6 protein-coding genes are annotated in these 13,736 nt (G+C 63.8%); 5 read left to right on the forward strand and 1 reads right to left on the reverse strand.

The genetic code is table 11. The features are described from left to right. The first annotated feature begins 135 nt into the window (after positions 1-135). The 5 genes from BKG76_RS15955 (at position 136) to BKG76_RS15980 (ending at position 13,444) form a co-directional block, all read left to right on the forward strand. Positions 136-1,263 (forward strand): ABC transporter ATP-binding protein, encoded by a 1,128-nt coding sequence (locus BKG76_RS15955; protein ID WP_070939282.1) that lies wholly within the window; start codon positions 136-138, stop codon positions 1,261-1,263. A 93-nt stretch (positions 1,264-1,356) separates the two neighbouring features. Further along, positions 1,357-3,537: a molybdopterin-dependent oxidoreductase gene (locus BKG76_RS15960; protein WP_070938477.1), complete on the forward strand. Its 2,181-nt coding sequence runs from the start codon at positions 1,357-1,359 to the stop codon at positions 3,535-3,537. Between the two features lie 413 nt (positions 3,538-3,950). Continuing rightward, positions 3,951-7,466, forward strand: a complete 3,516-nt coding sequence (rpoB, locus tag BKG76_RS15965) for a DNA-directed RNA polymerase subunit beta (protein ID WP_109420769.1) — start codon at positions 3,951-3,953, stop codon at positions 7,464-7,466. Positions 7,467-7,502: 36 nt separating this feature from the next. Further along, a complete protein-coding gene (locus BKG76_RS15970) occupies positions 7,503-11,450 on the forward strand; it encodes a DNA-directed RNA polymerase subunit beta' (protein WP_070938478.1) in 3,948 nt (1,315 codons plus the stop codon). Between the two features lie 590 nt (positions 11,451-12,040). Beyond that, the gene (locus tag BKG76_RS15980) at positions 12,041-13,444 is read left to right on the forward strand and encodes an amino acid permease (RefSeq protein WP_070938479.1); all 1,404 of its coding nucleotides are present in this window, start codon (positions 12,041-12,043) and stop codon (positions 13,442-13,444) included. Here the strand turns inward: BKG76_RS15980 and BKG76_RS15985 are convergent. Continuing rightward, positions 13,441-13,731 (reverse strand): DUF1905 domain-containing protein, encoded by a 291-nt coding sequence (locus BKG76_RS15985; RefSeq protein ID WP_070938480.1) that lies wholly within the window; start codon positions 13,729-13,731, stop codon positions 13,441-13,443. The two genes, BKG76_RS15980 and BKG76_RS15985, sit on opposite strands and share 4 nt — an antisense overlap. Positions 13,732-13,736: the final 5 nt, after the last annotated feature.

Genomic DNA, 13,736 nt, shown 5'->3' on the forward strand with positions numbered 1-13,736 from the left:
TTATCACAGTTAGCCAGTCAGCGGGCCCGGTCTGGACACAAACGCGATGCAGTTCTTGGGCATACGCTAAAGTGATCCGAACCACAGCCTGGCCGGGTTCGTGGTGAAGTGCGCGTGTTGCGGAAGGATCGCCTGGTGGGTGCAGAAGTCTCCGTCGAGGGTTTGACCAAGTCCTTTGGTTCACAACGAATCTGGGAGAACGTCAGCCTGTCTCTGCCGCCGGGTGAAGTCAGCGTGCTGCTGGGGCCGTCGGGTACCGGAAAGTCGGTGTTCCTGAAGTCGCTGATCGGCCTGTTGCGACCGGAGCAGGGTGCCATCTACATCGACGGCACCAACATCATGGAGTGCTCCTCCAAGGAGCTGTACGAGATCCGCAAGCTGTTCGGCGTGATGTTCCAGGACGGCGCGCTGTTCGGCTCGATGAACCTCTACGACAACACTGCCTTCCCCTTGCGTGAGCACACCAAGAAGAAGGAATCCGAGATCCGCGACATCGTCATGCAGAAGCTTGACGTTGTGGGTTTGACGGGCCACGAGACCAAGTTCCCCGGTGAGATCTCCGGCGGTATGCGCAAGCGTGCCGGCCTGGCCCGCTCGCTGGTGCTGGACCCGCAGATCATCCTCTGCGATGAGCCGGACTCCGGCCTGGACCCGGTGCGTACCGCCTACCTGAGCCAGCTGCTCATCGACATCAACGCGCAGATCGACGCCACGATCCTGATCGTGACGCACAACATCAACATCGCTCGTACCGTGCCGGACAACATGGGCATGCTGTACCGCCGCCAGCTCGTCATGTTCGGTCCCCGCGAGGTGCTGCTGACCAGCGATGAGCCGGTGATCAAGCAGTTCCTGAACGGCCGCCGTATCGGGCCGATCGGTATGTCGGAGGAAAAGGACGAGGCCACCATGGCCGAGGAGCAGGCGCACTTGGACGCTGGGCACCACGACGGTGGTGTCGAGGAGATCGAGGGCGTGCCGCCGCAGATCCAGGCCACCCCGGGTATGCCGGAACGTGCCGCCGTCGGGCGTCGCCAGGCGCGGGTGCGCGAGATCATGCACCAGCTTCCGCCGAACGCCCAGGCCGCGATCCAGGACAGCTTCGCCGGCACCCACCAGTACCACGTGCATGACTTCGGTGATGAGCCCACGGGTGTCGCCACGGCCACGCTGGCGCCGCCGCACGCCGAGCAGCCCACGCAGACCATCAACACGGCGGACGACGACGCCCCGACCGGGCAGATCCCGCCCGTACGGGGGTAGTGGCAGCCCCTGTGCTTCAGGGGTTGATATTTGAGAACATGCGCTATCAAATAGGGGTCAGCCCTGTTGACGTGCATAGAAGCGGTGCCGACTATGACAGTCGAAACGAAGACAACCTTCTGTCGTATTTGTGAGCCGCTGTGCGGCATGGTCGCCACCGTCGAGGACGGCAAGTTGCTGTCGCTGCGCCCCGACAAGGAAAACCCACTCTCGGCGGGTTTCGCATGTCAGAAGGGCATTGCCTTCGCTGATATCCACAACGACCCGGACCGGGTGACCACCCCGTTGCGGCGCACCGCCTCCGGTGAATTCGAGCCGGTGGACTGGGAGACCGCGATGGCCGATATCGCGGCTCGGGTGCGAGACATCCATCGCAGACATGGCTCGGGCGCGCTCGGCTGGTACTACGGCAATCCCGGAGCATTCAGCTACTCATACGCAATGTGGTTGCCGATGGCCATTGCCGGATTTGGTGCCAAGTTCCACATGTTCACGGCCGGCTCGCAGGACATCAATAACCGATTCGTCGCCAGCCAGCTGCTGTACGGGAACTCGCTGACCATGCCGGTACCCGATATCGGCCGCACCGACCTGCTGGTGGTGATGGGGGCCAATCCTGTGATCTCCCATGGCAGCGGGGTGTCCATGCCGCGTATGCGCGACAAGATGCGTGAGGTGGTCAAGCGTGGGGGACGCGTGTTGGTCATCGATCCTCGCCGCACTGAGACGGCCGCCGAGTTCGAGTGGCTGGGGATCGTGCCCGACGGTGACGTGTACCTGTTGCTCTCCCTCCTGCACGTGATGTTCACCGAGGACCTGGTGGATAGGAAGCGGATCGCTCTTCAGGCCAACGATGTCGGTTGGCTGGAGGGATTGGTCAGGCCGTTCGCCCCGGAGCTGACCGCCGAGCATTCCGGGATAGAACCGGCGACGGTGCGCGGGTTGGCCCGGGGCCTGGTCGCCACACCGCGTGCTGTCGTGTATGGCAGAACCGGCACGTGTTTGGGTGAAAGCGGCACGCTCACAACATATTTGCTTGATGTCGTCAATCTCGTCGCGGGAAATCTGGACCGCGCGGGCGGGTATATGTTCGGCTCGTTCGGGCTGCCGGGGGAGCGTCAGTTGATGCGGGTGCTGGGCGCCGGATTGGGGTCGGTCTACCGGAGTCGCAGGTCCCGGATCGGCGGTTTTCCCTCGGTGTTGGGGTCCGAGCCGGCGGGAATCATGGCCAAGGAGATCACCACCCCCGGATCGGGCCAGCTGCGCGCACTGTTCGTCGGCGCCGGCAATCCGGTCTTGTCCGTGCCCAATGGCGATGAACTCGAACAAGCGCTGGAAAAGCTCGATTTGATGGTCGGCATCGATCTGTACGTCAACGAGACCACGGCGCACTGTGACTACGTGCTGCCGGCCACCACCATGTACGAACGCGACGATTTCATGGTTCCCTTCGCAACGCTGAAGCCAACGCCATTTCGGCAGGCCACCGAGGCGGTGGTGGCGCCCATGGGGCAGGCGCGGCAGGAATGGGAGATCATCGACGACCTGCTCAGCCGGCTGTGGCGGCTGACTCCGCTACTTGCGGTGATACAGGGGGCGCGGAAGGTGGCAAGCCTGTTCGGGTCGAGGCTGCGACCGCGTCCACTGGTGGATGCGCTGATCCGGATGTCCGAGGGTGGAGACAGGTTTGGTCTGCGCCGCGGTGGGCTCACCTTCACCCGCCTTGTCCGCGACTATCCGCATGGCAGGGTGCTCGCCGATCACCTGCCCGGTGGGGTCCTGGGGCGTTCCGTGTCGACGCGAGACGGGCGGGTTAGCCTGCGACACAAGGGCATTGAATCCGAACTGGACAAGCTTGGCCGTCGGCGCGCCGACCCGGAGCTGCCGATGCGTCTCATCGGGATGCGTGAGGCGCGCTCGGAGAATTCGTGGATGCACAACGTGCCGCTGCTGATGAGGGGCGGGCGGACGCAACGGGCGGTGATACACGCCCATGACGCCGACCGGCTGGGAATCGCGACCGGCGACGTGATCACCGTCACCTCCGCACACGGCGAGATCGAGATTCCGGCACAGGTGAGCAAGGACATCCTGCCCGGTGTCATCGCCGTCCCGCATGGATGGGGCCACACCCGTGGCGGGACGTGGCAGACGGCCAATGCCAACCCCGGCGTGAATGTGAACCTGCTGATGTCCAGCGAGCCGCAGGACTTGGAGGCGCTTGCCGGGATGGCACGCCTCAACGGGGTGCCCGTCCGCATCGGGCGAGTGTGACCGGCACGGGGCGCTTGCCCCCGATGACATGGGTCCGCGGAGGGTTCGATCGCGCTTCGATCGGCGCGTCGGCGGGCCCGGTCAAACCGTTGAGGCCGTCGCGCCCGGCTAAGGCGGTGGTACCGGTATCAAATTGGCAAAAAGAAACACCGAAAATACTGGCGCTATCTCTTGACGGGCGGCGTGCGAGGCGTCAATCTGTTTGGCAGCACGGACGCATGCGATTCCAGCGAGGCCGCCAGCCAGCGCTGATCCGCAGATTTGACCGGGCGGTTGAAGGCTGCGCGATAGTACGCTATTGTTAGACGTTGCGCTGGCTGCCTCCTGCCCACCTCCCCCCGCCACGACGGCGTTGGTTCGTGTTGTGATCGATCGGGTGTGTGTTTGGTCGTTGCTTGCGCAAAACATCGCAGATGCGCGGCAACACTGGAGGACCGATCTTGGCAGTCTCTCGCCAGACTAAGACCGATAACGCAACTACTAACTCCGTACCTGGGGCACCCAACCGACTTTCCTTCGCCAAGCTGCGTGAACCGCTTGCGGTTCCCGGCCTGCTCGATGTGCAGACGGATTCCTTTGAATGGTTGGTTGGCTCACCCCGTTGGCGCGAGGTTGCGACTGCACGCGGTGAGGTGAACCCGACCGGCGGCCTTGAGGAGATCCTCACTGAGCTGTCGCCGATCGAAGACTTCTCCGGCTCGATGTCGCTGTCTTTCAGCGACCCGCGCTTCGACGAGGTCAAGGCACCCGTCGACGAGTGCAAAGACAAGGACATGACGTACGCGGCCCCGCTGTTCGTCACGGCCGAGTTCATCAACAACAACACTGGTGAGATCAAGAGCCAGACGGTCTTCATGGGTGATTTCCCGATGATGACCGACATGGGCACCTTCATCATCAACGGCACCGAGCGCGTGGTCGTCTCGCAGCTCGTCCGTTCGCCGGGTGTGTACTTCGACGAGAACATCGACAAGTCGACCGAGAAGACCCTGCACAGCGTCAAGGTCATTCCCGGCCGCGGTGCATGGCTCGAGTTCGACGTGGACAAGCGCGACACCGTCGGTGTGCGCATCGACCGCAAGCGCCGCCAGCCCGTCACCGTGCTGCTGAAGGCGCTCGGCTGGACCAACGAGCGGATCGTCGAGCGCTTCGGGTTCTCCGAGATCATGATGGGAACCCTGGAGAAGGACAACATCGCCGGTCCCGATGAGGCGCTGCTGGACATCTACCGCAAGCTGCGTCCGGGCGAGCCGCCGACGAAGGAGTCCGCGCAGGCCCTGCTGGAGAACCTGTTCTTCAAGGAGAAGCGCTACGACCTGGCCCGCGTGGGTCGCTACAAGGTGAACAAGAAGCTGGGCCTGGGCGGTACCAACCCGGCTCAGGTGACCACCACCACCCTCACCGAGGAAGACGTCGTCGCCACCATCGAGTACCTGGTGCGCCTGCACGAGGGCCAGACCTCGATGACCGCTCCCGGTGGTGTCGAGGTGCCGGTGGATGTCGACGACATCGACCACTTCGGTAACCGTCGTCTGCGTACCGTCGGCGAGCTGATCCAGAACCAGATTCGGGTCGGTCTGTCCCGTATGGAGCGCGTTGTGCGTGAGCGCATGACCACTCAGGACGTCGAGGCGATCACCCCGCAGACCCTGATCAACATCCGTCCCGTCGTGGCGGCGATCAAGGAGTTCTTCGGAACCAGCCAGCTGTCGCAGTTCATGGACCAGAACAACCCGCTGTCGGGTCTGACCCACAAGCGTCGTCTGTCGGCGCTGGGCCCGGGTGGTCTGACCCGTGACCGTGCCGGCCTTGAGGTCCGCGACGTGCACCCCTCGCACTACGGCCGCATGTGCCCGATCGAGACCCCGGAAGGCCCGAACATCGGCCTGATCGGCTCGCTGTCGGTGTACGCGCGGGTCAACCCGTTCGGCTTCATCGAGACGCCGTACCGCAAGGTGGTCGAGGGTGTCGTCACCGACGAGATCCACTACCTGACCGCCGACGAAGAGGACCGCCACGTTGTGGCGCAGGCCAACTCGCCCGTGGACGCGACCGGTCGCTTCACCGAGGAGAAGATCCTCGTCCGCCGTAAGGGTGGCGAGGTCGAGTTCGTCTCGGCGACCGAGGTCGACTACATGGACGTCTCACCGCGCCAGATGGTGTCCGTCGCCACCGCGATGATCCCGTTCCTCGAGCACGACGACGCCAACCGTGCCCTGATGGGTGCCAACATGCAGCGCCAGGCGGTTCCGCTGGTGCGCAGCGAGGCCCCGCTGGTCGGTACCGGTATGGAGTTGCGTGCGGCCATCGATGCCGGCGACGTCGTCATCGCGGAGAAGACCGGTGTCATCGAAGAGGTGTCCGCCGACTACGTCACCGTGATGGCCGACGACGGCACCCGCCAGAGCTACCGGTTGCGCAAGTTCGCCCGTTCCAACCACGGCACCTGCGCCAACCAGAAGCCCATCGTTGACGAGGGTCAGCGGGTCGAGGTCGGTCAGGTTCTCGCCGACGGTCCGTGCACCGAAAACGGCGAGATGGCCCTCGGTAAGAACCTGCTCGTGGCTGTTATGCCGTGGGAAGGCCACAACTACGAGGACGCCATCATCCTGTCCAACCGTCTGGTGGAAGAGGACGTGCTCACGTCGATTCACATCGAAGAGCATGAAATCGATGCGCGCGACACCAAGCTGGGCGCCGAGGAGATCACCCGGGATATCCCGAACGTCTCCGATGAGGTGCTGGCAGATCTCGACGAGCGCGGCATCGTCCGCATCGGCGCCGAGGTCCGCGACGGCGACATCCTCGTCGGCAAGGTCACCCCGAAGGGTGAGACCGAGCTGACCCCCGAGGAGCGCCTGCTGCGTGCCATCTTCGGTGAGAAGGCCCGCGAGGTTCGCGACACCTCCCTGAAGGTGCCGCACGGTGAGTCCGGAAAGGTCATCGGCATCCGCGTCTTCTCGCGTGATGACGACGACGATCTGCCCGCCGGCGTGAACGAGCTCGTTCGCGTGTACGTCGCGCAGAAGCGCAAGATCTCCGACGGTGACAAGCTGGCCGGACGCCACGGCAACAAGGGCGTCATCGGCAAGATCCTGCCCGTCGAGGACATGCCGTTCCTGCCCGATGGCACCCCGGTCGACATCATCCTGAACACCCACGGTGTGCCGCGTCGTATGAACATCGGCCAGATCCTGGAGACCCACCTCGGGTGGGTGGCCAAGACCGGCTGGAACATCGAGGGCAACCCCGAATGGGCGCAGAACCTCCCCGAGGACCTGCAGTCGGCCCCGGCCGACACCCGCACGGCCACCCCGGTGTTCGACGGTGCCCGCGAGGAGGAGCTGACCGGACTGCTGTCCTCGACGCTGCCCAACCGGGACGGCGAGGTCATGGTGGACGGTGACGGTAAGGCGCGGCTGTTCGACGGCCGTAGCGGCGAGCCGTTCCCGTACCCGGTGACCGTCGGTTACATGTACATCCTCAAGCTGCACCACTTGGTCGACGACAAGATCCACGCGCGTTCGACCGGCCCGTACTCGATGATCACCCAGCAGCCGCTCGGTGGTAAGGCGCAGTTCGGTGGCCAGCGGTTCGGTGAGATGGAGTGCTGGGCCATGCAGGCCTACGGTGCGGCGTACACGCTGCAGGAGCTGTTGACCATCAAGTCCGACGACACCGTCGGTCGTGTGAAGGTCTACGAGGCGATCGTCAAGGGCGAGAACATCCCCGAGCCGGGTATTCCCGAGTCGTTCAAGGTTCTGCTCAAGGAACTCCAGTCGCTGTGCCTCAACGTGGAGGTGCTGTCCAAGGACGGCGCCGCCATCGAGATGCGCGATGGCGACGACGAGGACCTGGAGCGCGCTGCCGCGAACCTGGGAATCAACCTGTCTCGCAACGAATCTGCGTCCATTGAGGACTTCGCCTAATCCGATTTCTATCCCGCAAGGGGAAAGGGAGTTTACGTGCTCGACGTCAACTTCTTCGATGAACTTCGTATCGGCCTCGCGTCGGCGGACGACATCCGTAATTGGTCCTTCGGCGAAGTCAAGAAGCCGGAGACCATCAACTACCGCACGCTCAAGCCCGAGAAGGACGGCCTGTTCTGCGAGAAGATCTTCGGACCTACTCGCGACTGGGAGTGCTACTGCGGCAAGTACAAGCGTGTGCGCTTCAAGGGCATCATCTGTGAGCGCTGCGGTGTCGAGGTAACTCGCGCCAAGGTGCGTCGTGAGCGGATGGGCCACATCGAACTGGCCGCCCCGGTCACGCACATCTGGTACTTCAAGGGTGTTCCGTCGCGCCTTGGCTACCTGCTCGACCTGGCGCCGAAGGATCTCGAGAAGATCATCTACTTCGCCGCTTACGTCATCACCGCGGTCGACGACGAGCTTCGCCACAACGAACTCTCGACGCTCGAGGCCGAGATGGAGGTCGAGAAGAAGGCAGTCGCCGATCAGCGCGACGCCGACCTGGAGGCCCGTGCCCAGAAGCTCGAGGCCGACCTGGCCGAGCTGGAGGCCGAGGGTGCCAAGTCCGACGTGCGCCGCAAGGTGCGCGACGGCGGCGAGCGTGAGATGCGTCAGCTTCGCGATCGGTCGCAGCGTGAGCTGGACCGGCTCGACGAAATCTGGACCACCTTCACCAAGCTGGCTCCCAAGCAGCTGATCGTCGATGAGGTGCTCTACCGCGAGATCGTCGACCGCTACGGCGAGTACTTCACCGGTGCCATGGGTGCCGAGGCTGTGCAGAAGCTCATTCAGACCTTCGATCTCGACGCCGAGGCCGAGAACCTGCGGGAGACCATCCGCAGTGGCAAGGGGCAGAAGAAGCTTCGTGCGCTCAAGCGCCTGAAGGTGGTGGCGGCGTTCCAGAACTCCACCAACTCACCCGGTGGCATGGTGCTCGACGCGGTGCCGGTGATTCCGCCGGAGCTGCGCCCGATGGTTCAGCTCGATGGTGGCCGCTTCGCGACCTCCGATCTCAACGACCTGTACCGCCGTGTGATCAACCGCAACAACCGCCTCAAGCGACTGATCGATCTGGGTGCGCCCGAGATCATCGTCAACAACGAGAAGCGGATGCTGCAGGAGTCCGTGGACGCGCTGTTCGACAACGGCCGTCGTGGACGTCCGGTCACCGGACCGGGTAACCGTCCGCTGAAGTCGCTGTCCGATCTGCTCAAGGGCAAGCAGGGTCGTTTCCGCCAGAACCTGCTCGGTAAGCGCGTCGACTACTCGGGCCGTTCGGTCATCGTGGTCGGCCCGCAGCTCAAGCTGCACCAGTGTGGTCTGCCCAAGCTGATGGCTCTGGAGCTGTTCAAGCCGTTCGTGATGAAGCGTCTGGTCGATCTGAACCACGCGCAGAACATCAAGAGCGCCAAGCGCATGGTGGAGCGTCAGCGTGCCCAGGTGTGGGATGTCCTCGAAGAGGTCATCGCCGAGCACCCGGTGCTGCTGAACCGTGCACCAACCCTGCACCGCCTGGGTATCCAGGCCTTCGAGCCGCAGCTGGTGGAAGGCAAGGCAATTCAGCTGCACCCGTTGGTGTGTGAGGCGTTCAACGCCGACTTCGACGGTGACCAGATGGCCGTGCACCTCCCGCTGTCGGCGGAGGCGCAGGCCGAGGCTCGCATCCTGATGCTGTCCTCGAACAACATCCTGTCGCCCGCGTCGGGTCGCCCGTTGGCCATGCCGCGTCTGGACATGGTGACCGGTCTGTACTTCTTGACCACCGAGATCCCCGGCGACACCGGCGCACACGCGCCGGCCGCCAAGGATCAGCCGGAGGTCGGTGTGTACAGCTCGCCCGCCGAGGCCATCATGGCCCTCGACCGTGGTGCGCTGAGCGTCCGTGCGCCCATCCGGGTGCGGTTGACCCACCAGCGTCCGCCGGTCGAGGTTGAGGCCGAGCTGTTCGAAAACGGTTGGCAGCCAGGCGATGCCTGGATCGCCGAGACCACCCTGGGCCGCGTGCTGTTCAACGAGCTGCTGCCCCACGGGTACCCGTTCGTGAACAAGCAGATGCACAAGAAGGTGCAGTCGGCGATCATCAACGACCTCGCCGAGCGGTTCCCGATGATCGTGGTCGCGCAGACCGTCGACAAGCTCAAGGACGCCGGTTTCCACTGGGCCACGCGCTCCGGTGTGACGGTGTCGATGGCCGACGTGCTGGTGCCGCCGCAGAAGGCGGAGATCCTGGACCGCTACGAGAAGGAAGCGGAGCGGATCGAAAAGCAGTACCAGCGTGGTGCTTTGAACCAGCAGGAACGGCGCGACGCGCTGGTCAAGATCTGGCAGGAAGCCACCGACGAGGTCGGTAAGGCGCTGGAAGAGCACTACCCGGCGGACAACCCGATCACCTTGCTGCCCAAGTCCGGCGCGACCGGCAACATGACCCAGGTGCGAAACCTGGCGGGCATGAAGGGTCTGGTGACCAACCCGAAGGGTGAGTACATCCCGCGGCCGATCAAGTCCTCCTTCCGTGAGGGCCTGACCGTTCTCGAGTACTTCATCAACACGCACGGCGCCCGTAAGGGTCTGGCGGACACCGCGCTTCGCACCGCGGACTCGGGTTACCTGACCCGTCGTCTGGTGGACGTGTCGCAGGACGTCATCGTGCGCGAGCACGACTGTGGCACCGAGCGTGGCATCAACGTGACCATCGCCGAGAAGCAGGACGACGGCACGCTGATCCGCGATGCGCACATCGAAACCTCGGCGTACGCACGGACTCTCGCCGCTGACGCGGTGGATGCCGACGGCAACGTGCTGGTGGAGCGTGGACACGACCTGGGCGACCCGGCGATCGAGAAGCTGCTCGCCGCGGGCGTCACCACGGTGAAGGTTCGGTCGGTGCTTACCTGCACCACCGGTACCGGGGTCTGCGCAATGTGCTACGGCCGCTCGATGGCGACCGGCAAGCTTGTCGACATCGGCGAGGCGGCGGGCATCGTGGCCGCGCAGTCGATCGGTGAGCCCGGTACCCAGCTGACCATGCGCACCTTCCACCAGGGTGGCGTCGGTGACGACATCACCGGTGGTCTGCCGCGTGTCACCGAGCTGTTCGAGGCGCGAGTTCCCAAGGGCAAGGCGCCAATTGCCGATGTCACCGGACGGGTGCGCCTGGAAGAGGGCGAGCGCTTCTACAAGATCACCATCATCCCGGATGACGGTGGCGAGGAAGTTGTCTACGACAAGCTCTCCAAGCGTCAGCGTCTGCGCGTCTTCAAGCACGAAGACGGCTCCGAGCGTCCGCTGGCCGACGGCGACCACGTCGAGGTCGGACAGCAGCTCATGGAAGGTGCGGCCGATCCGCACGAGGTGCTCCGCGTCATGGGTCCGCGTCAGGTGCAGGTGCACCTGGTCAACGAGGTCCAGGAGGTGTACCGCAGCCAGGGTGTGTCGATTCACGACAAGCACATCGAGGTCATCGTGCGCCAGATGCTGCGCCGCGTGACGATCATCGACTCGGGCGCAACGGAATTCCTGCCCGGCTCGCTCACCGAGCGTGGCGAGTTCGAGACCGCGAACCGTCGCGTGGTCGCCGAGGGCAACGAGCCCGCGGCCGGCCGTCCGGTGCTGATGGGTATCACCAAGGCATCGCTGGCCACCGACTCGTGGCTGTCGGCGGCGTCCTTCCAGGAGACCACTCGCGTGCTGACGGATGCGGCTATCAACTGCCGCAGCGACAGACTGAATGGTCTGAAGGAGAACGTCATCATCGGTAAGTTGATCCCGGCCGGTACCGGTATCAACCGCTACCGCAACATCTCGGTGCAACCGACCGAAGAGGCGCGGGCTGCCGCGTACACGATCCCGTCGTACGAGGATCAGTACTACAGCCCCGACTTCGGTTCCAACACCGGTGCTGCGGTGCCGTTGGACGACTACGGATACAGCGACTACCGCTAGATCGCAAGCAGGAGAAAGGCCCCCGGGTTACACCCCGGGGGCCTTTCCCTTTCGCCTTGCGGCGGTCCACGCGCGCCGCAAGGCACTCCCGGCCACGGCGACGAGAATCACGGGAGCGATGAGCCATTCGAGGAACGCGTCGATCGCGATGATTGGGCCACGTACCGGGCACTGGTCGCGGAACTCTGCGTAGAAGAAGCCCTGCACCGCGGTGAGTGCCGCCAGGCTTATCCAAAAGAACGCCCAGAACCGGGCTGACTGCGAGCCCAGGGCCGTGCGAATTGCGCATGCTGAACGTGGTGATGCCCATCAGGGCAGCCACCATGGTCGCGGTGCCGTAGACGATCCACCAGCGACAAACGTCCAGACCGAGTTGTCCGGCGATGATCATGAACGGAAACACCGCGGCGAATATCGGCAATGCCACGCGTCCGATGAACTGTGGGTTGAGCATGCCAGAAGCCTATGTACGTAAGAGAAGTCGGTTCAGCGCATAAATACCTAGCCAGGCCACGCAATTGCACGCGAGTTGTGGACGGTGTGTCTGGGTTTCCCGTGCAATAAGTGTCTGCTCACGCAATGATGTCCGGATGACCGTTGCCAATTCCGAATCCGAGACGCCCGACGCCGGATACTCGCGAGGCCTGTCGGCCCGCACGGTGCAGATGATCGCGATCGGCGGTGCCATCGGCACGGGCCTCTTTTACGGCGCCGGCGGCGCGATCGAGAAGGCCGGTCCGGGACTCATCTTGGCCTACCTGGTCGCGGGCCTGGCGATTTTCGTGATCATGCGGGCCCTTGGCGAGCTGCTGGTGTACCGGCCGGTCTCGGGCAGCATCTCCGAATACGCCGAGGAATTCATGGGACGTTTCGCCGGATTCGCCAACGGCTGGACGTACTGGGCGGTGTGGGCGACAACATGTATGGCAGAGATAACCGTCGCCGGCGTGTACATCCAACGGTGGTGGCCCGGCATCCCACAGTGGGTCACAGCGCTGGTTGTGCTGCTAATCCTGTTGGGGGCCAACCTGATATCGGTGAAGATCTTCGGTGAGGCCGAGTTCTGGTTCTCGATGATCAAGGTGACGGCCATTCTCGGCATGATCATCATCGGTATCGGTGTACTGCTTCCCATTTCGGGCCTGGGGCCAGAGACGGGTCCCAGCGTCGCCAATCTCTGGAATGACGGCGGGTTCTTCCCGACAGGCTTCAGCCAGGCCCTGCTGAGCCTGCAGATCGTGGTGTTCGCCTACGTCGGCGTTGAGCTCGTCGGTGTCACGGCGGGGGAGGCCGAGAACCCGAAAGTGACCCTGCGCAAGGCGATCAACACGCTGCCGTTCCGCATCGGGCTCTTCTACGTGGGGGCGCTGATCGTCATTTTGTCGATCCAGGGCTGGCGGAACTATCACAAGGGTGAGAGTCCTTTCGTGGCGGTGTTCGAGTATCTCAACATTCCGCAGGCCGCGAACATCGTGAACTTCATCCTGCTGACGGCCGCGCTTTCCTCCTGTAACTCGGGCATCTACTCAACCGGCCGCATGGTGCGCAGCCTCGCTCAGCGCGGCGACGCCCCAACGGGTCTGCAGGCGCTGAGTTCGCGTCACGTCCCGATGCTGGCCATCTGTTTCTCGGCACTCGCGATGGGTATTGGCGTATTCGTCAACTGGCTGTCGCCCGACAAGGCGTTCGCCTACATCACCTCGGTGTCCACCATCGGCATCATTTTTGTCTGGGGTTCAATCCTGGTTTCGCACATGATTTATCGGAAACGGGTTGCCGCCGGTGAATTGCCCGCCTCGGATTACAGGCTGCCCGGTGCGCCGGTGACGAATCTGTTGGCGCTGGCATTTCTGGCCCTGGTGGTGGTGCTCTTGTTCTTCACCGATGACGGCCGGACCGCCGTCCTGGTGGGTGTGGTGTGGTTCGTGATCGTGGTGCTCGGTTACTTCGTGCACCACGGTGAGCCGGTGCAGCAGGAGAAACAGGACGTCTAAGCGCGGTCGGTATCGAGCCTGACCTCGACGGTCACACAGTCTCCGGGTGCCTTGCCCAGTTGCGCCTGGATGTCCTTACGCACCCCGAGAAGGTGTTTTCCGCCGTACGGTGCCAACGACCCTGTGTAGCTCACCGATCCGTCGAACACGGCCTGTACCGGCACTCGAGCCTTGACACCGAAGGTGTCGAGCACGGAGAAGGGAAATTCGACGTACGCGCCGGGGCCCTCGGGCTTCTCGATCGTCGCTTCGAAGGTGATGGCGCCGGGATCGCGATACTGCACCATGACGC

Origin of the sequence: Mycobacteroides franklinii (assembly GCF_001853795.1) — a bacterium.
Lineage (GTDB): Bacteria > Actinomycetota > Actinomycetes > Mycobacteriales > Mycobacteriaceae > Mycobacterium > Mycobacterium franklinii.